The 22666-nt window shown below is 65.6% G+C and carries 27 protein-coding genes; 12 read left to right on the top strand and 15 right to left on the bottom strand.

The window, feature by feature from the left end:
- Positions 1 to 3: 3 nt before the first annotated feature.
- On the bottom strand, positions 4 to 441 hold the full coding sequence (locus tag RAD16_RS06230; protein ID WP_458157004.1) for a DUF1810 domain-containing protein: 438 nt from the start codon (positions 439 to 441) through the stop codon (positions 4 to 6).
- Positions 442 to 633: 192 nt separating this feature from the next.
- Between RAD16_RS06230 and RAD16_RS06225 the strand changes: the two genes are divergently transcribed.
- Together RAD16_RS06225 and RAD16_RS06220 are read left to right on the top strand one after the other, a co-directional pair.
- Positions 634 to 1584, top strand: a complete 951-nt coding sequence (locus RAD16_RS06225; protein WP_458157401.1) for a DUF2778 domain-containing protein — start codon at positions 634 to 636, stop codon at positions 1582 to 1584.
- A gap of 64 nt (positions 1585 to 1648) precedes the next feature.
- Complete coding sequence (locus RAD16_RS06220; protein WP_326898474.1) at positions 1649 to 1906, top strand: hypothetical protein; 258 nt, start codon at positions 1649 to 1651, stop codon at positions 1904 to 1906.
- Positions 1907 to 2166: 260 nt separating this feature from the next.
- Here the strand turns inward: RAD16_RS06220 and RAD16_RS06215 are convergent, their stop codons facing one another.
- A complete protein-coding gene (locus RAD16_RS06215) occupies positions 2167 to 4023 on the bottom strand; it encodes a tannase/feruloyl esterase family alpha/beta hydrolase (RefSeq protein WP_458157003.1) in 1857 nt (618 codons plus the stop codon).
- A gap of 495 nt (positions 4024 to 4518) precedes the next feature.
- On the opposite strand from RAD16_RS06215, the gene RAD16_RS06210 reads away from it, so the two are divergent.
- Both RAD16_RS06210 and RAD16_RS06205 read left to right on the top strand, forming a co-directional pair.
- On the top strand, positions 4519 to 5049 hold the full coding sequence (locus RAD16_RS06210) for a MarR family winged helix-turn-helix transcriptional regulator (RefSeq protein ID WP_458157002.1): 531 nt from the start codon (positions 4519 to 4521) through the stop codon (positions 5047 to 5049).
- 155 nt (positions 5050 to 5204) lie between these two features.
- Positions 5205 to 6296: a TRAP transporter substrate-binding protein gene (locus RAD16_RS06205; RefSeq protein ID WP_458157001.1), complete on the top strand. Its 1092-nt coding sequence runs from the start codon at positions 5205 to 5207 to the stop codon at positions 6294 to 6296.
- A gap of 221 nt (positions 6297 to 6517) precedes the next feature.
- On the opposite strand, the gene RAD16_RS06200 is transcribed toward RAD16_RS06205, so the two are convergent.
- From RAD16_RS06200 to RAD16_RS06175, 6 genes are all read right to left on the bottom strand, one after another.
- On the bottom strand, positions 6518 to 7300 hold the full coding sequence (locus RAD16_RS06200) for an ABC transporter ATP-binding protein (RefSeq protein WP_458157000.1): 783 nt from the start codon (positions 7298 to 7300) through the stop codon (positions 6518 to 6520).
- A complete protein-coding gene (locus RAD16_RS06195; RefSeq protein ID WP_458156999.1) occupies positions 7288 to 8343 on the bottom strand; it encodes a dihydrodipicolinate synthase family protein in 1056 nt (351 codons plus the stop codon). The genes RAD16_RS06200 and RAD16_RS06195 overlap by 13 nt, the downstream gene beginning before the upstream one ends.
- A gap of 6 nt (positions 8344 to 8349) precedes the next feature.
- On the bottom strand, positions 8350 to 9171 hold the full coding sequence (locus RAD16_RS06190) for a GNAT family N-acetyltransferase (RefSeq protein ID WP_458156998.1): 822 nt from the start codon (positions 9169 to 9171) through the stop codon (positions 8350 to 8352).
- Positions 9158 to 10195: an NAD-dependent epimerase/dehydratase family protein gene (locus tag RAD16_RS06185; protein WP_458156997.1), complete on the bottom strand. Its 1038-nt coding sequence runs from the start codon at positions 10193 to 10195 to the stop codon at positions 9158 to 9160. Before RAD16_RS06185 ends, RAD16_RS06190 begins: the two co-directional genes overlap by 14 nt.
- Before the next feature lie 30 nt (positions 10196 to 10225).
- Positions 10226 to 10996, bottom strand: a complete 771-nt coding sequence (locus RAD16_RS06180; protein ID WP_458156996.1) for an ABC transporter permease — start codon at positions 10994 to 10996, stop codon at positions 10226 to 10228.
- Positions 10997 to 11077: 81 nt separating this feature from the next.
- Positions 11078 to 11725, bottom strand: coding sequence for a TetR/AcrR family transcriptional regulator (locus RAD16_RS06175; RefSeq protein ID WP_458156995.1), 648 nt, complete (start codon positions 11723 to 11725; stop codon positions 11078 to 11080).
- Between the two features lie 100 nt (positions 11726 to 11825).
- Here RAD16_RS06175 and RAD16_RS06170 point away from each other — a divergent pair, with 100 nt between their 5' ends.
- Positions 11826 to 12830 (top strand): ABC transporter substrate-binding protein, encoded by a 1005-nt coding sequence (locus RAD16_RS06170; RefSeq protein ID WP_458156994.1) that lies wholly within the window; start codon positions 11826 to 11828, stop codon positions 12828 to 12830.
- Positions 12831 to 12866: 36 nt separating this feature from the next.
- Here RAD16_RS06170 and panB read toward each other — a convergent pair whose 3' ends face one another.
- Positions 12867 to 13688 carry a 3-methyl-2-oxobutanoate hydroxymethyltransferase gene (gene panB / locus RAD16_RS06165; RefSeq protein ID WP_458156993.1) on the bottom strand — a complete coding sequence of 274 codons (822 nt, stop codon included), beginning with the start codon at positions 13686 to 13688 and terminating at the stop codon, positions 12867 to 12869.
- A 398-nt stretch (positions 13689 to 14086) separates the two neighbouring features.
- Here panB and minC point away from each other — a divergent pair, with 398 nt between their 5' ends.
- The 4 genes from minC to RAD16_RS06145 all read left to right on the top strand — a co-directional run bounded on the left by minC (position 14087) and on the right by RAD16_RS06145 (position 16289).
- The gene (minC, locus tag RAD16_RS06160) at positions 14087 to 14785 is read left to right on the top strand and encodes a septum site-determining protein MinC (protein ID WP_458156992.1); all 699 of its coding nucleotides are present in this window, start codon (positions 14087 to 14089) and stop codon (positions 14783 to 14785) included.
- A 21-nt stretch (positions 14786 to 14806) separates the two neighbouring features.
- Positions 14807 to 15622: a septum site-determining protein MinD gene (minD, locus tag RAD16_RS06155; RefSeq protein ID WP_458156991.1), complete on the top strand. Its 816-nt coding sequence runs from the start codon at positions 14807 to 14809 to the stop codon at positions 15620 to 15622.
- A complete protein-coding gene (minE, locus tag RAD16_RS06150; RefSeq protein ID WP_018644672.1) occupies positions 15619 to 15900 on the top strand; it encodes a cell division topological specificity factor MinE in 282 nt (93 codons plus the stop codon). The genes minD and minE overlap by 4 nt, the downstream gene beginning before the upstream one ends.
- 203 nt (positions 15901 to 16103) lie before the next feature.
- Complete coding sequence (locus RAD16_RS06145; RefSeq protein ID WP_234682669.1) at positions 16104 to 16289, top strand: hypothetical protein; 186 nt, start codon at positions 16104 to 16106, stop codon at positions 16287 to 16289.
- Between the two features lie 64 nt (positions 16290 to 16353).
- Here RAD16_RS06145 and RAD16_RS06140 read toward each other — a convergent pair whose 3' ends face one another.
- From RAD16_RS06140 to RAD16_RS06130, 3 genes are all read right to left on the bottom strand, one after another.
- A complete protein-coding gene (locus RAD16_RS06140) occupies positions 16354 to 16605 on the bottom strand; it encodes a hypothetical protein (protein WP_458156990.1) in 252 nt (83 codons plus the stop codon).
- A gap of 96 nt (positions 16606 to 16701) precedes the next feature.
- Positions 16702 to 17820: a hypothetical protein gene (locus tag RAD16_RS06135; protein ID WP_458156989.1), complete on the bottom strand. Its 1119-nt coding sequence runs from the start codon at positions 17818 to 17820 to the stop codon at positions 16702 to 16704.
- A 91-nt stretch (positions 17821 to 17911) separates the two neighbouring features.
- Positions 17912 to 18298 (bottom strand): hypothetical protein, encoded by a 387-nt coding sequence (locus tag RAD16_RS06130; protein ID WP_458156988.1) that lies wholly within the window; start codon positions 18296 to 18298, stop codon positions 17912 to 17914.
- Between the two features lie 131 nt (positions 18299 to 18429).
- Here RAD16_RS06130 and RAD16_RS06125 point away from each other — a divergent pair, with 131 nt between their 5' ends.
- Entirely contained in the window at positions 18430 to 19215 is a 786-nt protein-coding gene (locus RAD16_RS06125) for an SDR family NAD(P)-dependent oxidoreductase (RefSeq protein WP_458156987.1), read from the top strand.
- Here RAD16_RS06125 and RAD16_RS06120 read toward each other — a convergent pair.
- Positions 19212 to 19442: a DUF6894 family protein gene (locus RAD16_RS06120; protein ID WP_235546697.1), complete on the bottom strand. Its 231-nt coding sequence runs from the start codon at positions 19440 to 19442 to the stop codon at positions 19212 to 19214. The two genes, RAD16_RS06125 and RAD16_RS06120, sit on opposite strands and share 4 nt — an antisense overlap.
- 385 nt (positions 19443 to 19827) lie before the next feature.
- The gene (locus tag RAD16_RS06115; RefSeq protein ID WP_458156986.1) at positions 19828 to 20880 is read right to left on the bottom strand and encodes a hypothetical protein; all 1053 of its coding nucleotides are present in this window, start codon (positions 20878 to 20880) and stop codon (positions 19828 to 19830) included.
- 332 nt (positions 20881 to 21212) lie between these two features.
- Between RAD16_RS06115 and RAD16_RS06110 the strand changes: the two genes are divergently transcribed.
- The gene (locus RAD16_RS06110; protein ID WP_458156985.1) at positions 21213 to 21809 is read left to right on the top strand and encodes a L,D-transpeptidase; all 597 of its coding nucleotides are present in this window, start codon (positions 21213 to 21215) and stop codon (positions 21807 to 21809) included.
- Between the two features lie 114 nt (positions 21810 to 21923).
- On the top strand, positions 21924 to 22124 hold the full coding sequence (locus tag RAD16_RS06105; RefSeq protein WP_458156984.1) for a hypothetical protein: 201 nt from the start codon (positions 21924 to 21926) through the stop codon (positions 22122 to 22124).
- A 22-nt stretch (positions 22125 to 22146) separates the two neighbouring features.
- On the opposite strand, the gene RAD16_RS06100 is transcribed toward RAD16_RS06105, so the two are convergent.
- Positions 22147 to 22578, bottom strand: a complete 432-nt coding sequence (locus RAD16_RS06100) for a COG4315 family predicted lipoprotein (protein ID WP_458156983.1) — start codon at positions 22576 to 22578, stop codon at positions 22147 to 22149.
- Positions 22579 to 22666 lie beyond the last annotated feature (88 nt).

The following is a 22666-nucleotide window of genomic DNA, read 5'->3' as shown; positions in this document are numbered from 1 at the left end:
GCGCTATTGCTGCCGTTCGAGCTTCGACAGGATCTCCAGCGTCGCGCCGTCGCATTCGCCCGCGAAATAGCGGGCGAGCGCCTCGCTGAAAACGGGCTCATTCGAGACCACATCGAACAGCGTCATCGATGAGCGGAATTTGGAATCATCGGGCGCACCGAGGATGGCGTTGATGGTGCGCCCCTCGACCGCGAGCACGAGCTTCGTGCATTCGATCAGGCGCGGGCCGAGGACGGGGTGGGCGAGATAGGCCTCCGCCTCCGCCCGCGAGCCGATGGCATAGCGCTGCGACATGGCGCTGAAGCCGAGGCCGGCGACCTGCGGAAAAATGAACCACATCCAGTGGCTTTGCTTCCGCCCCCGGGTCAGCTCCCGCTGGACGTCGCGATAAACCGGGTTTTGGGCCTGAACGAAGCGGTTTAGGCCGAAAGGATCGGTCATTGGATACCCCTGGCGTGCCTTGCCGGCCGCGATTATGCCTAACTTTTGGCTCCCAATGTGGTAGCTGGTATAGAGAGTCTCCGGGTGGGGGTTGGGTCCCCCGGGGGTCGATTTGGGGATCTGATGGTTTCCGACCGCGCACGCGCCGAGAGGCTGTTGTCGCGCCGCCGTATTGGGCGAGCGGAGACGATACTGCTGTCTTTGGCTGCCGTCGCGCTGGCGCTGGGCGCCGCTGCCTGGGTTGCTGACATCGGCGATTCGACCCCGCTCGTGACCGCCGCGTTGCCGCCGGCCAATGCCAATACGCCTTCCTTTGAAGACCGCTTCGCCTCGACGTCGGGCGGCCCGGCCGCGCTCGGCCTGGGGACGCTGGAGCGCTCCGCCGTGAATGCGGTGCAGATCAAGCTCCGCGACGCCAAGGCGATGCTCGCCCAGAAACTGCAGGGCGACGACTGGCGCTCGACCCTGACCGAAGACGATCGTTCGGTGGCCGAAGAGCCGCGGCCCTCGCAGCACGCCGACGCCGTCCCGATGCCGCGCTCGCGCCCGGCGCAGGCGGACTTCTCAGCCCAGATCGCCTCCAGCCAGGCCTATGCCGAGGCCAATCCCAGGGTCGACAATCGCAACTTCTTCGAAAAGTTCACCGACAAGATCAAGCTGGCCTCGCTGACGCCCGACAGCGGCCTGTTCGGCAAGGCGCCTGATCTCGCCGCGCTCGGCTACGATTCGCGCACCGCGGTCTACGACATCAAGGCGAAGGCACTCTATTTGCCGAGCGGCGTCGCGCTGGAAGCCCATTCGGGCATGGGCGCGCTGATGGATGATCCGGACCACGTGGACCAACGGATGGTTGGTGCGACCCCACCCGCGACCTACGATCTGAAGCCGCGCGAAAAGCTGTTCCACGGCGTCCGCGCGCTGCGCCTGACGCCTACCGACGGCACCAGCGCGCTCGGCCGCGTCGGCCTGCTCACCCACAATTACATGCTCGGACCGCGAGGCGACTCCAACGGCTGCGTCTCGATCAAGGACTATGATCGCTTCCTCAAGTCCTGGGACAACGGCGAGTTCAACCGCCTCGTCGTGGTGCCGAGCCTGGGCGGCGCGGCGACCGCTTCGCAGCGCGCCAGCACCGACTCCTGATATTTGCCGGACGGCGGGGCTGCCGTTGTCCCTTCGTTAAGCCGTCATCGTCCAGAAGCAGCCCATGAGTGATCCATCAAGTTCCGAGACCCCGCTGCGCACGACGTTCAAGATCCGCCTGAACGGTGACACGCTGGCGATCGCGACCGTCGGCCAGGCCTATCAATTCCTCACCAACTTCAAATCCGTCGAGTGGATGGAATTCCGCGCGCTGCACGAGGAGGCGGTTGCGGCTCTCGAAGGCGCCGCCGACAACGCCATCCTCGCGGTGCAGGCGACCAACGCCGTGCGCGCGCTGTTCGTGTCCGCGAAGCTGCTCTGAGTGAAGCCCTCGTAGCCCTCGTAGCCCGGATGGAGCCAACGGGTCGGCGCGAAGCGCCGCCCGATGACAGGCTCCGCACAATCCGGGATTTGTGCCACAAGCGAGTCGGCCCCGGATTGCGCTTCGCTCCATCCGGGCTACAGACGGCGCTCGCAATGACGGAGCAAGACGCATCATCGCTGCTCACTCGCGTGCTCCGGCTCCGCAGCGCCATCGCTGAAGAAGCGCTGCGTCCGGGGCACGAGAGGAGGCACGACGTCTCAACGCTGGTCGTCGCCACGCCCGTCGTCGTCATCGTGGAAGTCGTGGTCGCCGCCCCGGTTGAAGCCGGGGTCGACGCAGGCGAAATTGCCGGCGTCGTTGGTCAGGCCGCTGCCCTTGTAGGCCGCAATCTTCGGATAGACGCAGAGCGGCCGTGTGCCGCCGGTCGGGAAGTTCGTCGCAACGCGCGGATCGAAAAGTCCGCCCGCCGGATAGGGCGAGGTGGCGTTGGTGTTGGTCGCGACGATGCGGTCCGGCGCGGTGCCGTTCTCGACCCAGTCGGTGATCGCCTTGAGCTGGTTCGTCGCGAAGCTCGCGGTGGCCGCGCCGCCGCCGCAATGGGCCATGTTCGGCACCATGAACAGGCGCGCGAAATCGCTGGCGCGACCGCTCATGTGCCGGTCCATGTTGCGATACCAGCGGGCGATCGCAGCGCCTGAGAAGATGCCGTCATTGACGGAGGAGGAGATGATCAGCTTGCCGCCGCGCGACCTGAACGGCCGCAGATCGGTCGAGACCGCGGCCATGAAGTCCATGCTGCTTTCGGGATAGGCCGCCGTCTTCGTGAAGATCTTCGGCGCGTCGGTGTCGAAGTTGAACTTGAACACGAAGGCTTCCTGGCCGTTCGGACCGTTGACGGGCGTGACGACCGGCGGTGTCTGGAAGATCATCGGGATCGCACCCGCGCCGAGCGTCAGGTTGATGGCGGTGTTGACGTTCGGCACCGGCGCGGTGACGACGTTCCAGAGCTGCCAGCCCGCGCCGGGCGCGGTGGGCGGCGTCCAGATGCCGGCATCCCAGAACCAGTTCGAATAGAGCCGCTGTCCCCTGGAGTTGACCGGCCCGGCATAGATCTTCTTCAGCGCATCCACCTGCGCGCCGGTGAGGCAGGTGCCGCCATGCGGCGTGCTGCCGCGCGAGCCGGTGCCGCAGGTGTAGCTGGCGAGCGCCGGATACACCTTCTTCGCCGTGCAGGCGTGATAATTGTCGATGATGCCGTCGACGAGACCATCGAGCGCGTCGCAGGCGCTCAGGATCGCGGCCGAGGCCACCTGGAGATCCTGCGCGGGGAACGTGTCGGGAATGAAGGGCTGCCCGTTGACGTCCTTGCTGGTTGCGAGCGTGCCGAGCACCTGCTCGTTCCAGGCTTCGGCGAGGCCCGCCTGCGGCAGGTTGAAGCCGGGGTTCTGCGAGATCACGCCGTCGAACAGCCAGGGAAAGCGCTGCGAGGCCATCATGGCGTCGCGGCCGCCGTTCGAGCAGCCCATGATGTAGGAATAGACGGTGTCGAGGCCGTAGAAATAGGAGATGATCTGTTTCGAGATCGTCGCGGTCTTCTCGATCCCGTTATAGCCGTAGTCGCGGCGGGCCTGGGCGTCGATCGCGAAATGCGCGGAGCCGCCGGCATTGGGGTCGTCGTCCTGATGTCCGCCGACGACGTTGCTGGCACTGTCCTCGTGGCCGCCGTCATCGGCGGCGACGGCCCAGCCCTGGCCGAGCTCGACCCCGGCCGCGCCTTGCGGATCGGCGTTGAGGCTGCCGTCGGTGCCGCCACCGCCCATCATCTCGAAACGGCCGTGCCAGGTGTTGGGCAGGTTGAGCGCAAACCCGATCCCGTAGGTGAAATGATCGGGATCCTGCGTCGAGACGCGCTTGTTGATGATGCCGATCACGTTGCAATAGCCCGACTTCTGCGTCGCGCTGAGGATCTGCGTGTTGGGCAGCGTGAGGCCGGTGAGGGCTGTGCAGGACGCGCGCGGCGCGACGCCGCTCGGTGGCAGTCCGTGCGCCATCGCCTGCGGGCCGAAAGACGCCCATGTGGCGATGATCGTCGAGGCGAGGAATAGTCGTTTCAAGGCATGCCCTCCCGGTTTCAACATCGATGATCGAACGAAAGCGTCCGACGGCTCGCTGCTGGGCGAAGCGTCGCGTGATCGGAAACATCTTTGAAATTGCTGTTGGGGGAGATGCGCGTGCGCCGGCCAATGAGCCACGACGCCGTTCCATTCGCGCGCAAAACCATTCCGCCGCGATGCGTGGCACGCGGCTCGTCGCCCACCCCTGATGACGGCACGGACGTTCGCTCCCCTTGCGCTCCCCTTGAACCTGCTCGTGGTGCGGCAGGCTTTCACGATCCTTAGGCGAGCGATGTTGCCGTGTCAACATGACGCATTGCGCGATATTGCCATGCAACCTGTCGTAGAAGCTGTATGCGCGAGGTGAGGTTCGGCTCGGCTTCTCGATCCGGCTGCGTTGCGTTAGACTCGCTGTCCGAATCCTCGGGTCATGGCCGGATGCGCCTGCATCGGCTTTGCGAAAGATGCGCGACGATGCAGCCAGGCAAGGCACGGGTGAGGAAACGGATCGCGCGACCGCGGCAGCAGGCACGCGCGACGAAGCCGTCGCGACCGGCGCCGCGCATCGTGTCCGGCACGAAGGCGGCCAAGGCAAAGCCGCTTGCGCTGGGCGACCTCTCGCAACTCCTGGGCTACTCGATCCGCCGGGCGCAGCTCTGGATCTTCAGGGAGTTCAGCCGGCAGTTGGCGGCCTTCGAGATCAGCCCCGCCCAGTTTTCCGTGCTCTGCGTGATCGACGCCAATCCCGGAGTCAACCAGCTCGCCGTCGCGCAGCTTTTGTCGATCGAGCGGGCCGGGCTTGGCAGGCTGGTGGATCATCTGGAGGGCCGGGGACTGGTGCGGCGCACGGCGTCGGCGATCAACCGCAGGTACTACGTGCTCTATCTGACCGAGGCCGGAACGGCGCTGCTGGGACGGCTGAGGCCGGCGGCCGCCGAGAGCGACAAGGCGCTCGCAGCCAAGATCGGACCGCGCGCCTACAAGGAATTGCAGCGGGCACTGTCGATCTTCGTCGCCGACACTTGAAAGCCCCGCGGTGCCATGCCGCGGAGGCCCCGATTTGGCAGGCCGCCCCTCCTTTATCATGGCTTGAACTGCGTGGCAGGAACGGGCAAACGGTCCGCGAAGACCGTGGCTTACGCCACCCATTTCAAGCCTGACTTCAAGGGAGATTGCCCAATATGAAACGCCGGACATTCCTCAAGGGCGGCGCTGTCGCCGGCGCGACGACGCTGGTTGCTGCACCTGCGATTGCGCAGTCTACGCCCGAGATCAAATGGCGCCTGACCTCGAGCTTCCCGAAGTCGCTCGACACCATCTACGGCACCGCGCAGACCTTTGCGAAATACGTCGCCGAGGCCACCGACAACAAATTCCAGATCCAGACCTTTGCCGCCGGCGAGCTTGTCCCCGGCCTGCAGGCGCTCGACGCCGTCAGCGTCAACACCGTCGAGATGGCGCAGACGCCGCTCTATTTTTACATCGGCAAGGAGCCGGCGCTGGCTTATGCCACCGGCGCGCCGTTCGGCATGAACCATCGCCACCAGGAGTCCTGGTGGTTCTTTGGCGGCGGTGCCGAGCTGACCAACGAGGCGCTCAAGCCCTTCAAGACCCACGCCATCCTCTGCGGTAATTCCGGCACCCAGATGGGCGGCTGGTTCCGCAAGGAGATCAAGACCGTCGACGATCTCAAGGGTCTCAAATTCCGCATCGCCGGCATGGGCGGCCATGTGCTGGCCAGGCTCGGCGTTGTGCCGCAGCAGCTCGCCGGCGGCGACATCTACGCGGCGTTGGAAAAGGGCTCGCTCGACGCCGTCGAGTTCGTCGGTCCCTATGACGACGAGAAGCTCGGTTTCCAGAAGGTCGCGAAGTACTACTACTTCCCCGGCTGGTGGGAAGGCGGCGCCATGCTGCACATGATCGTCAATGACGAGAAGTGGGCGAGCCTGCCGAAGAACTACCAGGCGATCGTCAACCAGGCCGCGTCCGCTGCGGGCGCCTGGATGCTCGAAAAGTACGACAGCGTGAACCCGGCGGCGCTGAAGCGGCTGATCGCCAACGGCGCCGAGCTGAAGGCCTTCCCGCAGCCGGTGATGGAAGCCTGCTACAGCGCGACCCAGGAGCACCTGAACGAGCTCGCCGCCAAGAGCGACCTGTTCAAGCGCACCAAGGAAAGCCACGACGCGTACCAGAAGGAACTGCTGTTCTACACGCAGATCGCTGAGAATTTTTACGACAACTACCTGCTCAGCAAGATGCGGAACAAGACCTAAGCATCGTCGTCATTCCGGGGCGCGCCTTCTTGGCGCGAACCCGGAATCCATTTCACCACGCGTGTTGTCAATGGTGGGCACGCTGCGCTTTGCCCACCCTACGAGGTCTGAGTGCGTAGCCCGGATGGAGCGGAGCGAAATCCGGGACGGTGCCATTGACGTGCGAGATCCCGGATTGCGCTTCGCTCCATCCGGGCTACGGGACCTGTCGTGTGGCTGTCTTACGCCGCGCCCAAGCCTAGCTTCGCATAAATTCGCCTGGCATAGGCCCCGAACGCATCGGTCGTCTTCAGCGGCAGGTCGCGCGGGAAGGGCAGGTCGATCGAGAAATAGTCGGCCATCTTCGCCGGCCCCGCGGTCAGCACCGCGCAATGCGACGACAAAAACACCGCTTCCTGGATCGAATGCGTCACGAAGATGATGGTCTTGCCGCTCTCGCGCCAGATCCGCAGCATTTCCAGATTCATCTGCTCGCGCGTCAGCGCGTCCAGCGCGCCGAACGGCTCGTCCATCAGGATCAGCTTTGGATCGTGCACGAAGGCGCGCGCGATGGCGGTGCGCTGCTGCATCCCGCCGGAGAGCTGCTGCGGATATTTCTGCTCGTAGCCGGCGAGGCCCACGAGATTGAGCAGGTCACGCGCCCGCTCGCGTGCGGCCTTGATCGGCAGTCCCACAATCTCGGCCGGCAGCAGCACGTTGTCCAAAATGGTGCGCCACTTCAGCAGCAAGGCCTGCTGGAATACCATGCCGATGTCGCGGGTCGGATCGAACGGGCTTGTGTCGTTGCCGATCTTGACGGTGCCGCCGTCGGCGCCGTGCAGGCCGGCCAGAATCTTCATCACCGTGGTCTTGCCGCAGCCGGACGGGCCGACCAGCGAGACCAGCTCACCTTCCTGCACGTCCATGGTGACGTCCGACACCGCCAGGAATTCGGCGGCGCCACTGCGATAGACCTTCCGGACGCCTTGCAGGCTGATGAAGGGGTTTGAGCTCATGCCAGCCATTTGTTCAGATTGTCGGCGACGTAGGCATCGTCGCTGAGGTCGGCGTGCTCGCGACAGACGCGGTCGATCTCGTCTTTCTGGCCGGGGCTGAGGCCTTCGTTGGGATCGAGGCACCACAGGCCTTTCATGAGGCCCTGGCGCCGCAAGATCTCGTGGCAGCCGGCGATGCAGCCGTGAAAATTGTTGGCGACGTCGAAGAAAGCGCTGTTGCAATCGGTGACGCGGGCGTCGAGCGCGAGCAGGTCGGCCGGCACGCTGTCCTTGTGCCGCGCCGCCTTGCAGCGCTCGAACTGCTTGACCGCGCTCGCGGTCCACACCGACCAGTGGCCGAGCAGGCCGCCTTTGAAATAGGTGCGCGTGGTGACGCCCTTGTCGCGGAGGTCGAACGGCAGCATCAGGTCGAGCAGGATGTGGTCGTCATTGCCGGTGTAGAGCGCGACGCGGTCGAGCGCGCCGGCGGCGGCGACGCCGCGCAGCACGTCGAGCGTACGATAGCGGTTGAACGGCGCGATCTTGATCGCGATGACGTTGTCGATCGAGGCAAAGCGCTGCCAGAACCGGCTCGACAGAATGACGCCGCCGACGGCCGGCTGGAGGTAGAAGCCGACCAGCGGGATTTCGGCGGCGACGGCGGTGCAATGCGCGATGATCTCGTCCTCGGAAGCGCTCTTCATCGCGGCGAGGCTGAGCAGGCCAGCGTGATAGCCGATGTCGCGCGCGGTGCGCGCCTCTGCGGTCGCCTGCGCTGTTGGGCCGGCAAGGCCCGCGACCATTGCGAGTGGCCGCTTGGTCCAGTTCGCGGCGGTCTCGGCGGCGAGCTCCAGCACGGGACGGTAGAGGCCGACATCGCGGATTGCGAATTGCGTCGTGTGCACGCCGACGGCAAGGCCGCCCGAGCCGGCATCGATGTAGTAGCGCGTCAGGGCGCGCTGATGGGTCTTGTCGAGCCGGCGCTCGGCGGTGAGGGCGAGGGGATGCGCCGGCAGCACGGTGCCTTCGGCAATCAGCTTGCGGATGTCGGCGTTGATCTGGCTGTGGTGCATGATGTCCTATCCGAATTCCGGGCCGGCGACGGCGAATGGCGTTTCCTCAGCCCCAGCGGTGGCGGGGCCGAACCGCATGCGCTGGAACGGCCGCTCGATGGTCCAGCCGGAGGCGGTCAATCCTTCCAGGAACGCAGCCTGCGAGGCGACGGCGTCGAGCAGCAGAGGGCCGGTCTCGGAGCGCGCGATCGTATCAACCAGGGCCAATGCTGCCGCGGCATTGTCGGCGAACAACGGGCCGATATGACGGGCGGTCCGGCCGTCGCGAACCAGCGCGATGGCGCCGTTCGCGGAGACGATGCGCGAGCCGGAGCGCTGTGCGAAGGCGGAGAGCAGGGCGGTCCGGTCGAAGCCGGTCGCGCGCCGGTCCCGTGCGCGAAGCGCATCAATGCTCGCGGATGAGGAGGGTGGTGCTTCGGCCCGCGCGGGCCTCGCCAGCTTCAGCCGGCGCAATTGCAGCGTCGGCGTGAAGCCGAGCGGGCCGTAGACGGCGGCCCCGTCGGGCGTGGCGTCGAGCCAGCTCGTCAGGCCGTTCTTGCGCGCGGTCTCGAGGCAAGCATCGACGAGGCGCGTGGCGAGACCGCGGCGGCGATGGGTGCGTGATACCAGCACCATGCTGATCCAGGCGTTGTTGCCGGAGTACGGGAGCAGCGCAGCGGTTGCGACCAGCCGCATGCCGTCGCGAATGCCGAACACGATGCCGTCGCGCAGGAAGATGCGCCAGTCCTCTTCCGTCTGGTTCCATTGCGCTTCCGTCGACAGCACCAGCCCGGCGATCGCATCGTCGACGCCGAGCTTGAGGATTGTCGGACCGTCAGTAACGACCATCGCGCACCTCGTATTTGGTCGGCTTGCCGAGGCTCGGCATGGCGCGGGACACCCAGTCCGCGGTCCAGGCGATCAACTGCTCGGTGTCCACAACCGGCAGGCCGAACAGCTCGACCGCCCTTGACGTGTCGGTCAGCCACGCCGTCGGCTCTTCCTTGCCCGTCAGCACCGGCGCGCAGCCGAAGCGGGCGCCGAACTTCTGCGCGAGGTCGCGTACCGCCAAAATCTCGTGGCCACTGACATTGATCGGCGAGGTCGGGGCGGTGCAATGCGCCAGGCACCGCAGCGCCTGCGCAGAGGCATCGCCCTGCCAGATGAAATTGACATGGCCGAGGCTGACGTCGATCGGGGTGCCGGTGAGGACCTTCGTGGCGATGTCGTGCAGCACGCCGTAGCGCATGTCGATCGCGTAGTTCAGCCGGAACAGGCGGCCCGGCGTTCCGAATTTGTGCGAGAAATATTCGAACATGCGCTCGCGGCCGACGCAGGACTGGGCGTATTCGCCGGGCGGGTTCGGCGCCATGTCCTCGGTCGAGCCCTTGCCGTCGACGGGCACGAACGGATAGACGCAGCCGGTCGAGAACGCGACGATGCGCGAGGACGGAAAGGCCTGCGCGACCAGCGCCGGCACATGCGCATTCATCGCCCAGGTCAGCGACAAATCGCCCTCGGCGCCGAATTTTCGGCCGGCCATGAAGATGATGTTCGGCGCCTTCGGCAGCGCGTTGATCGCGGCCTCATCCAGCAGGTCGCAATTGATCGTCTCGACGCTGCGTGCCTGCAGCCAGTCCTTGACGCCGGCGTCACTGAAGCGGGCAACGCCGATGACGCGGCGGTCCGGCACGGCGGCTTTCGCAAGGCCGGCCAGCGTCGGGCCCATCTTGCCGGCGACGCCGAGGATCATGATGTCGCCCTCGACCTTCCTGAGGTCGTCGATCAGCGCCTGGGTCGGCCGGCACAGGAGCTCGTCGAGCGCTGCGATATCGGGAATGGTCTTCGGCAGCGTCTGGCGGGTGAGCAGCATGGGTCGGTCCTTTAGTTAAGCCTGCCGATTTCAGTTCTGTCTTGCATCGCCGACCACGAACATGCGTTCGAGGACGAGCACCAGGCCGTAGAGAGCAACGCCCAGCAGGGTCAGCAGCACGACCGCCATCACCATCGCGGGCGTGTCGAGCGAGGACTGCACCTGGATCATGAGGTAGCCGAGCCCGCGCTCGGAGGCGATGAACTCGCCGACGATGGCGCCGGCGACCGCAAGGATGGCGCCGACCTTCATGCCGGAGAAGATGTAGGGCAGCGATCCCGGCAGCTGGATCTTGCGGAACAGCGTCCAGCGCGAGCCGCGCAGCGATTTGACGAGGTCGAGCAGATCAGGCTCCACCTCGCGCAGGCCCCGCGCGGTGGTGAGCAGGATCGGGAAGAAGCAGATGCTGAAGGCGATCAGGATGTTCGGCACGATGCCGTAGGAGAACCAGACGATGAAGAGCGGGCCAAGCGCGACCTTCGGGATCATGTTCAAGGTCACGAACAGCGGCAGCAGCACGAGGCTGAGCAGCGGCGCCCAGCTGAAGATCACGGCGAGCGCAACGCCGATGAAGGCGCCGAGCGCGAAGCCGCCGAGAATCTCGACGGCGGTGACCAGCGTATTGGCGCCCCAGGCGTAGCCCGCGGTCCCCAGCGTCTGCACCGTCGCCAGCGGGGAGGGCAGGATGAATTTCGGGACGTGGAAGGCATCGACCGCGACCTGCCAGAGCACGAGCACGGCAAGGTGCACGATCAGGATGACCGCGAAGCTGCGTGCCGGATTTGCTCCGCTGGCTGCCACCTTTTGCTCCCATTGCCGCGGCTTCACTGCCGCGGCGGCAAGCCTAACTCTCCTCGGAACAACTTTCAACCAGTTGGTTGATTACGGCCGGAGCGACTGCAGCACCAAATCGGCTACGTGCCGGCGCCGGGCGCGGCGCTGGGCACGGCTCGACAGGTCCTTGCCGAAGATTGCCGACAGCGTCGGCGTGTTGGAGAAGAAGAAATAGCTGAGGCCCGCAATGGAGATATAGAGCTGGATGGGGTCGATCCCCTTGCGGAACACGCCCGCGCGCACGCCCTCGTGGAGGATGTGGGAGACGCTTTTCACCAGCGGCGAATGCATCGCCTCCAGCCGCGTCGAGCCGCGGACATGGCGGGCGCCGCCACGGTTCTCGTCGTTCAAAAGCACGATGAAATCAGGGTTGGCGGCGAGGTGATCGAACGAGGCTTCGATCAGCCGGCGGATCGCCTTGTCCGGCGCCAGGCCCTCGAGATTAAGCTTGCGCTCCTGCTCGCGGATGTCCTCATAGACCCATTCGAGCACCGCGAGGTAGAGCGCGTCCTTGTCGCCGAAATAGTGGTAAACGAGCTGCTTGTTGACGGCAGCGCGCTCGGCGATCTCGTCGACGCGGGCCCCCGCAAAGCCGTGCCGGGCGAACTCCTGGCGGGCCGCGGTGAGCAGTTTCTTGCGGGTGGCGACGGGATCGCGCCGCTGCGGCACGGTGTCGCCAGATCGTTTTGCGGGCATTTCCAACCAAACAGTTGACAAGTTGAGGGCGGGCTTGTTGCATTGGTATCCTCACAGGGGGAGAGCGACAAGCCGGGTCGCGGGAATGAGGAGAGATGCGATGAAGCATTTGCGGACGGCCTTTATGGCGCTGGCGCTCGGATTGCCGGCGGTGCCGGCGAGCGCGGGCGAGGCGGTCAATTTGATCCTGAACTGGACGCCGACGGCCGACCATTCGCCCTACTATTACGCCAAGGCGCAGGGCTGGTACGAGAAGGCAGGCATCGATCTGACGATCGAGACCGGCAAGGGCTCCGGCGTCTCCGCCGCCAGGGTCGGCTCCGGCGGCTCGCCGTTCGGCGTCGCCGATCTCGCCACCATGCTGGTGGCCAAGAGCAAGGGCGCCGACACCGTTGCGGTGATGAGCGTCTATGCCAACACCGGGCAAACCTTCTACTGGCTGAAGAGCTACGGCGTGAACGGCGTCAAGGATTTCGCCGGCCACAAGATCGGCAACCCGCCGGGCGATGCCTCGCGCGTGATGTGGCCGGCCTTCGCCAAGGCCGCAGGGCTCGCGCCTGACTCCGTCGGCTTCGTCAATGTCGGGCCGACCGCGAAGATCGCCGCGCTGAAGAGCCATACCGTGGACATCATCAGCGACTTCTACAACGAGCACGATCTCAAGGTGATCGAGTTCGGGCAGGACCTCGGCTACATCAACTGGAAGGACATCGGGCTCAATCCCTACGGCAACTCGCTGATCGTCAACGGCGCCTACCTGCAGAAGAACCCGAAGGTGGTCGAGGATTTCGTCCGCGTCACGCAGAAGGCCTTTGCCGCATGCGTGGCCGACGTCACGCCGTGCCTGAAGGCGCTGCTCGACCAGGTCTCCGGCCTCGACAAGGAGAACCAGGAGCGCCAGTGGGAGCGCATCAAGTTTCTGATGACCGACGAGTTCACGACGACGAAGTCGCTCGGCTGGATCGACGGCGAGCGGATGAAGAAGGACTACGAGCTGGTCCAGACCTATCTTGGCATGGAGAAGCCGTTCGACGTCTCGACGGCGTTCACGACCAAGATGCTGGATCCCGCCATCAAGATGGATGCGAGCAAGGTGAAGAAGTAGCCGTTGACGCAAGCGGCGCCTGACGGCTTGCTGCCGTCAGCTCTTCTTCATGTCGTAGACGTGTTCGGGCCCGGGAAAGACGCGTGACCGCACGTCGGCGGCATAGCTTTCGATCGCGGCTTCAATGGCCGGCCCGAGATTGCCGTACCGCCGGACGAATTTCGGAGTCCGGGGCGACAGTCCGAGCATGTCTTCGAGCACGAGCACCTGGCCGTCGCAGGCCGCGCTCGCGCCGATGCCGATGGTGGGGATCGCGATCGTCTCCGTGATCTTGCGCGCCAGCGGTTCGGCCACGGCTTCAACGACGACCGAGAAGGCTCCGGCGTCGGCGACGGCCTTGGCATCGTCCTCGATCGGCCCCCAATCCACCTCGTTGCGTCCTTGCGCACGAAACGAACCGAGCGTGTTGATGGATTGCGGCGTGAGGCCGATATGGCCCATCACCGGGATGCCGCGCTCGGACAGGAATGCGATCGTGTCGGCCATGCGGACGCCGCCTTCAAGCTTCACCGCGCCGCATTGGGTTTCCTTCATGATCCGTACCGCGGCGTTGAATGCTTGCTCCCTGGAGGCTTCATACGATCCGAACGGCATATCGACCACGACCAGCGCTTGCCTGGACCCGCGCATCACGGCCGCGCCCTGGAGGATCATCATGTCGAGCGTGACGGGCACCGTCGTCTCGAAGCCGTGCATGACGTTGCCGAGGGAATCGCCGACCAGAATGATGTCGCAATGCCGGTCCACCAGCGCCGCCGTATGCGCATGATAGGAGGTCAGCATGACGACCGGCTCGCCGCGCTTGCGAGCCCGAATGTCCGGCGCAGTCTTGCGTCTGGTGGACGACTGGATTGACATGATCGGCTCCATCCACGGGGGAGGCGGATCGAAACCAGAAGGCACGATGGTGTCAATCCGGATGACCGGGTCTGCGATCACAATGGACGGCGCGAGGTGAGGGGGGCAGGGGCGCTACTTGTCCTCCCGTCACCCTGAGGCGGCCGCTGCTTCAGCGGCCCTCGAAGGGCGACGGCCCGGCTCCTTCCGCTCGGCTGGCTGCTCGGCCGTTCATCCTTCGAGGCTCACGGCGCGATGCCTGGGCATCGCGCCACTCGCACCTCAGGATGACGGGGATGGGGAGTGCGGGCCGCCCAGCCAGCCCATGCCGCCCACGTCCCCTCCGCAGAAATTAACCGGCCATTAACCAAATCTGCCGCATCGTTAACCATTCAATAACGGGGAACGAGTCGGCCGCTATGGAGGCTGCAGCAAAAGTCCAACGCCAAATGGTGCGCCTGCGGGGGCGCTCCTATGTGGCCTTCGTATTCGTGCCGACGGTTCCGATCCAGGACTGGCTTGGGGAAATAGACGCCACTATTGCCCGCTCGCCGGGCTTCTTCGCCGGGCGGCCCGTCGTGATCGACTTGTCCTCGGTCGATCTGAGCCAGGCCGGCATCAGCCATCTGCTGACCAGCCTGCAGGACCGCAACATCCGCGTGCTCGGCCTCGAGGGCGTGGACGAGGGCAGGCTGACGCCGATGATGCCGCCGCTGCTGTCGGGCGGGCGGAGCTGCGTGATCGAGCCGACGGCCCCCAAGAAGCCCGAGGCGAAAGCCGAGACCAAGCCGACCTCGCTGCTGCTCGAGGCCCCCGTGCGCTCCGGGCAGACCGTGATCTTCCCGGAGGGCGACGTCACCATTCTGGGCTCCGTCGGTTCCGGTGCGGAGGTCGTCGCCGGCGGTTCCATCCACATCTATGGCGCGCTCCGCGGCCGCGCCATGGCGGGCGTGAACGGGCACACGAGCGCGCGGATCTATTGCCAGAAGATCGAGGCTGAACTGCTTGCAATCGATGGGTTTTACCAGACCGCCGACGACATCGACGACGCCCTGCGCGGCAAGCCGGCGCAGGCCTGGCTGCAGGGGAATACCATGCGAATTACAGCACTGAACTGACCAGCAAAGGAGACATTTCAGATGAGTAAGGTACTGGTCGTGACATCAGGCAAGGGCGGCGTCGGCAAGACGACCACGACCGCCGCATTGGGCGCTGCGCTCGCGCAACGCGGCGACAAGGTCGTCGTCGTCGATTTCGACGTCGGCCTGCGCAACCTCGACCTCGTGATGGGCGCCGAACGCCGCGTCGTGTTCGACCTCATCAACGTGGTGCAGGGCGTGGCAAAGCTCCCGCAGGCGCTGATCAAGGACAAGCGGCTGGAGAATCTCTGGCTGCTGCCGGCCTCGCAAACCCGCGACAAGGACGCGCTGACGGAAGAGGGCGTCGGCAAGGTCATTGCGGACCTGCGCAGCCGTTTCGACTGGGTGATCTGCGACAGCCCGGCCGGCATCGAGCGCGGCGCCTCCATGGCGATGCGCTTTGCGGATGAAGCCGTGATCGTCACCAATCCGGAAGTCTCCTCGGTGCGCGACTCCGACCGCATCATCGGCATGCTCGATTCCAAGACCGTGCGGGCCGAGAAGGGCGAGCGGGTCGAGAAGCACATTCTCATCACCCGCTACGATCCCTCGCGCGCCGCGCGCGGCGAGATGCTGACCATCGACGACATCCTCGAGATCCTCGCAACGCCCTTGCTCGGCATCATCCCCGAGAGCCAGGACGTGCTGAAGGCCTCCAACGTCGGCACGCCGGTGACGCTGTCGAACGCGGATGGCGCGCCGGCGCGGGCTTATATGGACGCGGCTAAGCGCCTCTGTGGCGAGACCGTTGCGATGCACGTTCCCGCCGAGCGCAGGGGCCTGATGGATCGTCTGCTGCGACGGAGGGCTGCATGAGCATGGGTCTGCTTCGGCTTCTCCGCGGCAACAAGGCGTCCGCACCCGTCGCTCGCGAACGGCTGCAGATCCTGCTTGCCCATGAACGTGGAATGCGCGGCCAGCCCGATCTGCTCGGTGTGCTGCGTGAGGAAATTCTCGCCGTCGTGTCCAAGCACGTGACGCTGGACCCGACCAAGGTCATCGTCCGGCTCGAGCGTGGCGACGAGGTCTCGACCCTCGAGGTCGATATCGAGGTGCCGAACGATATCGAGCGCAAGAAAGTGGCGGTCGCGTAGGGGACGCGGCTGACGGCCCATTTGGGGTGGGTGAGAAGGCGGTCCGCCGGGCATGGCGGGCCGCCTTCATCGTTTGGGGTAGTTCCCGGCGCTTGTTGATGTGATCGGCGCCCGGCGGAACAGGGCCGGCGGCGAGATCGTTGTCAGAGACCCGCGGAGCGCCGAGCCGGGCGCCGCGGTTTCCTCAAGACGGGAGAGCGCCCATGATGTCCGAGGTCCAGGTCCACACCGTCGCGCGCCAGATGCTGGAACGGCATGGTTTTGCGGCGATTGCGAAGGCCGCCGAACAGGCGCAGGCCTGCGAGGGCCGCGGCGAGGCCGACGAGGCTAAGGAGTGGCGTCACATTGCCGATGCCATGAAGATCATGCGCGGGCCGGCCCACAGCTGATCGAAATCAGCCCCGCCCGCTTCCATCCTTGATTCATGTCGAGGGCTTGCCACCAGGATGCGGCTTAACGCTCGCCCTGACCGGCGTCTTGCGCGCCTGACTTGTGCTGGGTTTGCGGCTGGCTGCGCTCGCCGGTTTCCTTGCAGGGGAGCTGCTCCCACGATCCGTCCGGCGCCTGCTGATAGGCGCTGCAGGATGACGATGAAGTGGGTTTGTCCTCGCCCTTCTGGGCGTCGGAGTTCCGCGCGAAGGCGGGGCCTGCCAGCACGGCGCTGATCGCAGGGGTACCGGCGACAACGAGATGAGCAATCCGCACGGGGGTCTCCTGTTCGAAGAGCCGCATGCTGGCGAGGAATGTGACGATTATGGGCCGCGGCGCGAGTTCCGCCGCGATGTGCTTAACGCGCGGCCCTCACTGCCTGGCGGGCTCGAGGGCCATCCCGTTGCGTCGGGCGCAGGCGCGCAGCCAGCCGACGACACCGGGCTGCACCGAGAACTCGTAATTGTCCTCGATCGTCCTGGCCTTCATCGCCAGCACGGAGCCGGTCTCGATCGCTCCGGCCAGCGCGGCGCCATGCTGCGGAAACAGGGCGATTTCGTCGGATCCCTCGACCTGCGCCGAGAAGCCCTGGAATGGCGCATTGCCGATCTTCAGCGTCGCCTCGATGGCCTCGCCCTCGGGCCGGTTGAGCTTGGAGTCCTTCAGCATCATGGTCAGCCCCTTCGCGCGGCTGACGATCAGGAATATCCCGAGACGGCGTGCAGGCGCGGGCGCGTCCGTGCCGATGAGATAGCGGCGACGGATGAAGCAGGCGGTGATTGCCCCGTCGCTGTTGCGCAGCTCGGATGCATCCCAGCCTTCGATCTTCTGCTTGTCCTCAATCCCGGGAGGGCCGGCCGGCGTCGGCTGCATCACCGCGATCTTCGGCGAGCGCTGCCGCGGCGCCGGCATCTCCGGCGCATTGGGATCGGTCGGCCTGTCGACCGCGATATCGAAGGCCTTGCCGCATTGCTTCAGCCAGCTCAGCGCATCCGCGGGGAGATCGAGCGCGATCGGCCCGGAATCGACGCCGGCACCGTCCGAGCGCAGCGTGACGTCCCGCGCCTTGCCGAGCGCCGCGAGCACGCCCTCCGCATCGCCGGGATGCAGCGCGAAGGCGTTGCCGACCGGGAAGGCGACCGCGGGGAAGCTGCGGCCATCGAGGACGATCTCGGCCTGGTCGTCCAGCACCCGCTCGCTCGGCAGCCCGTCATCCATCAACGTGATGGAGAGGCCCGAGCCGCGGCTGATGTTGAGCACGAAGGCGGTATCGACCTTGCCGCCGGGCTTGCTGCGTTGCCTCGGCGCGACCAGCACGCATTGCCTCACCTTGCCGTCAGGGCCGAGCTGGGGCAGGGCGCTCCACACGCCTTGCGGAAAGCGCACCTGCCGTCCGGCGACCGGAGCCTCCGTGGTTGCGGCCAGGGCGGGCAGTGTCAGATTGGCGGCGGCGAGCACCGCAAGCGCCGCCATTCGGCGTGTCCAGAGCATGGCCCCTCTCGAGTTGTCCTCAGCTCGAAGCATTGGACTCGGAGGGGAGCTCTGAGGTTCACCGGAAAGCCCGACCGGGGTTGCGGTCCCGCTAGCCGCCCTTGCTGCGGATCAGGCCGGCGGTCTTCTGCTTTTCGCACCAATTGCTCATGCCGAGCCGGCGCTGATCGAGATCGGTCATCTGGGTCGCAACCGCGACCTCCGCCATGATGTCGTCGGCCTGCTTCTCACCCATCTTGCCGCCGGTGTGCATCCAGGCGATCGCCTTGCGCACCTGCTCGGTGGTGCCGTCGGGCAGCTGCATCTGCTGCGCCTTCTGCACCAGATCCTGGTAGACGACATCGGTGCCGGGACATTCGACCTTGGCGGCGAAGGCCTGCAGGACCATCGTCACATAGGTCGAGCGGGGGTGGTCGTCGGCTGCCTGGGCGGGAGCTGCGATCAGCAACAGGCCTGCCATCAGAAAACGGGTGCGCATTCTTGGGTAACCTCCTCGATTTTTTGGGGGAGGCTAGCGTCCGGCGCGGGGCTCCGCAATGGCGCCGGGGCGGAATTGTCGCATCGCGGTGCGGTGCGCTACGCTAGCCGCTCCCGGACCCGGAGCGCGACATGAGCCTGTTCAGCACGCCATTCGATCCCGCACGCGACACCGCGCTCGTCACCGGCGCCGGCAACGGCATCGGCCGCGCGATCGCACAAGCCCTGGTCCGCGAGGGCGTCCGGACCGTCTTCGCGGATATCAGCGCGGAACGGGTGAGTGCCGCGATCGGGGCGAGCGGCAGGCCCGATCTGGCGGTCCCGTGGGTCGGCGATCTCGCGAGGTTAGATGCATGCGATGCGTTGCTGGCGGCCGCACATGCCGCGCTGGGCGACGTCACGCATTTCGTGCACAGCGCCTCGCCGCCGCGCCGCGAGGCTGACCACGCGCTCGCGGTCGATCGCAGCACCTGGCAGGAGATGCACGCCGTCAACCTCGAGGCCGGCTTTCACCTGGCGCGCGCGATCGCCAAGAAGTTGATCGCAGCCAAGCGTCCCGGCTCGTTCCTGTTCCTGACGTCGCTGCATGCGGGCACGCCGCGCAACCTGCCGCATTATTCGACGGCGAAGGCAGGCATGGCGATGCTGGTGAAGGAGCTCGCGAAGAGCTTTGGGCGTCACGACATCCGCGTCAACGCGCTGGTGCCGGGGGCGATCGCAGCCGGCGGCTTCGTCGCGGACGCGTCGCTCGCGAAGCACATTCCGCTCGGGCGTCTCGGCGCGGCTGATGACCTCGCGCCGATGGCGCTCACGGTGCTGTCGAACAAGCTGTCAGCCTACGTCACCGGCGCAGCGTTCGTCGTCGACGGCGGATTGTCGCTGACGAACTGGTTCGAAGCGCCGGTGCTTGAGGATTAGCGCTGCCAGGCCGGCACGGGATCGAGCGGCGTGCGATAGACTTCGTTGTGATCGCGATCGGTGACGCGCACCGCACAACCTTTCTGCTGCAGCTCCGGCTTCACCTGCGAGAGCTCGCACGCCAGTTGAACGGCGCGATCGGAGGCGACCTCGATGTCTTCGAGAATGATACCGCCCTGGTTCTTGAACTCTTCACCAACCACGAGATCGAAGGAGTAGTATGGCATCCGAATTCCCCGGTGTTGACGACCCAAATTTCCAAACGAAGCCTTCAACGGAAGTCTTCAAAACATGCTGGATCGTACCACGAGTCGATATTTATCGGATGAACAGACCGCACATTCTCTGTGCCTATGGCGCAGAAATGATGTGCAGCGTTCGAGGGCGTTAAGATTTTATTAAATATGTCGGCGCGATCATAAGGCATGGAATTGCAGCAGAACCGGGCTCCGGGAACCGGCAGCTGCAAGAGAAGGCCGGCGGCATAGATCCCGACGGCCTTTTCTCATGAGGGAAGACGATCGAAACATCGCTTCCCGTAATTGCCCGGACTTAACGCATCACATCGACTCAGGTCACCGTGCACAACGCTTGCGTTGTTGATGACGCTGTCTAGCGCAGCGGCATCGGCGGGCGCACGACAGGTCCGTCGTCATCGGCAACGGCTTGCGTCGTGGCGGCCGGTGCTGCCGGCGGCGGCATCGCGGCAGCCTGCGAGGGCGGCGGCGGAGGAGCGAGCGGCGCGGGCGAATAAGCCGGCGGGTAAGTGTGCGACACGACCGGCTTCGGCTTGCGAACCGGTGGTGGCGTCGGCGCGGCTGCGCGCGGCGGAATCGCCGACACGCGTGCGCGCGGATCGATCGGCGGCTTCGCTTCGACCACCGGCTTCGGTGCGGGTGGCTTCGCCATTTCGCGCGCCATCTGCTCTTGACCTGCCTTCAACTCGGCGATGCTGGCCTTGAGCGTTTCGATCTGCTGCGCCATCAAGCCGAGATCGCGCGTCAACGATTGCACGGTATCGGGTTGTGCTGCTGTGGGAGCAGCGGCGGCAACTTGAACCGGAGGCGGCGTCGCGGGCTGAGTGGCCACAGCTTGTGCCGCAGGCTGATCGGCCGTTTGGTCCGTTGCGGCCTGCGCCGCGGGCGGCGCGGCCTCTGCAGCGGCGACGGGCGCGGTCTGCGATGTCGTTGGCAACAACGCCGCCAGGACCGGCTTCCATTCGGCGAGCATCTGTTTTGCGGTGTCGCCGTGCTTCTCCCAGGCGATGGTGGCGGCCGCGCTGCCACCCGCAAACAGGAACGTGAGGAACGCGCCGCGCAGCCACCTGCCTACAGCTGATTTCTTCCGCCTCACATGACCATCGCTCGCCGTGACGCGTACGGCGGTGTCGACCGCAGGCGCTGCCGTCTGCGGCTCGGCGACAGGACTGAACTTCGGCTCCATACTGATCTCTCGACCGACCTTGGGCTCCGGTGCGAATTTCGGCTCCGGACGCGCCGCGATCTCGGGCGCCAGCGCGGGCGCAACGCTGATGGAGCGCGAGCCCAGCACCATCTCGGGCGAGATTTGAACCGCGTCGTGCGGATCGTTGTCCTTGATCGTGTCTTTCACCGTGTCCTTCACGATCGCATCGACGATTTGACTGCTGTTCAGCGTCGCGAGCATCGCAGCTCCTTTGATGCCTTCATCGTCCGCATTGGCGCGAGCCGATCTGTTGAGGTGTGCCCCATCTCCCAAACCCTGGGACCCACGAGTCCAGCCGGGTTTGACCAAAGCAAGGCGAGGGCATGGAGATGCTGCGACGCTCCTCTGCCGTTTGTGGTGATGGAACCCGCTTTGCCCAACACGCGGTCGTGTTCCAGATTGCCTTGCTTTCAGCACGATTTAGGCAGCAAGTGGGGATGCTGGGGGCGCTGCTTTGCGCTATCGGGGGGCCGGCGGTGCCAAAATCTCTACTCGCTTTGTTCGTCGTTGCCTTGCTGCCGCTGGGCGGCTGCATGCAAACGACGCTTTCGCCATCGACGGATGCGAGCATGACTGCGCGCGACCGTCAGTTGCTCGCGCACACGCCTTACGCGAAGGCGAACGTGCCGGAGCAATATCTCCGCCACATCGTCGATTATCCGCGCAAGGAGCAGCCGGGCACGATCCTGGTCGATACCGATGCGCGCTATCTCTATTTCGTGCTGCCTGACGGCAAGGCGATCCGCTACGGCGTCGCGGTCGGCGAGGAAGCGATGGCGTTCTCCGGCGTCGCGCGGGTCGGCCGGCTCGCGGAATGGCCGGACTGGGTTCCGACGGCGGACATCCAGGCGCGGCTCGGGCCCTATCCGGCGCGCGTCGCCGGCGGCCCCGCCAATCCGCTGGGCGCGCGCGGCATCTATCTCTACCTCGGCAACAAGGACACGCTCTACCGCATCCACGGCACCAACCAGCCCGAATATATCGGGCAGGCGATCTCGTCAGGCTGCATCCGGATGCGCAACGAGGACGTGATCGATCTCTACGACCGGGTGAAGCTCAATTCGACCGTCGTGGTGCTGCCGCCCGGACAGAGCGCGCAGGTCGAGGCCGGCAGGAGCTGGCGGGGCTAGCGTTGCGTCGGCTCACTCAAGCGTGAAGACGCTGCGCTGCAAGGGTGAAGTGCTTCACAGCCGATGAAACGGGATCTTGCTATGCCCCGATGGCCGGTTGCCATCGGAGGCATCATGCAGAAATTCCTTTACCAATGGAATGAGAGCGATCGCCGAATTGCCCGCAAATGGCGGCTAGCGGTGTTCGGTTTTTATGGATCGCTCCTGGCCGGAATGGCTCTCTATGTGGCGCTGCATCGGAATGCTGACGTGAATTACGCCTCGGTCGATTCCGGCGCGCATGGCAAGGTCGCCGTGAGCGCGCCGAAACACTGATGCGGCCGGAGGCGCTGGCGCGTCAATCCTCAGGCCGCGCGACGCGCCATTGCAGGGTCGTGGCATTGCCGTTGGCATCGCCGGGGGCCTTGTCGGCGGGCGAGGTGTAGAGCGGGCGGTAGCGATAGGCCCACATCTTGCTGCCGTCGTTGCGGCTGATCACGGTGAAGTCGCCGACGGCCTTGGCGTCGGTGGTCGCGGTCAGCGGGACCCAGCTCTCTGTGCACTTGCCGTTGCAGTTCGAGCTCTTGCCGTTGGTGTCGCGCTCGTAGGTGTAGAGCGTCATGCCCTTGAGATCGACCAGCTTGGGACCCTGCTTGGTCAGGACCACCTTGGCCGGTGCGGTCGTCGCCTCGGGCTTGGGCGGAGGAGGGGCGTCGCCGCCATGGCCGTTCGCGAATGCAGGAACGGTCGAGAGCGCGATGGCCGCGGCCGCAATGTGGAACCTGAACATCCGAAACTCCCGAACCGGCAAAGTTAATCGCGCGTTAAGCGCCGAATGGGGGCGACGCTAGCAGCCGAAGGTTAGTTCCAGGTTTCGC

This window comes from Bradyrhizobium sp. 18BD (genome assembly GCF_054185225.1).
The sequence above is the reverse complement of the archived record's forward strand: the minus strand, read 5'-3'. Positions and strand labels throughout refer to the sequence as shown.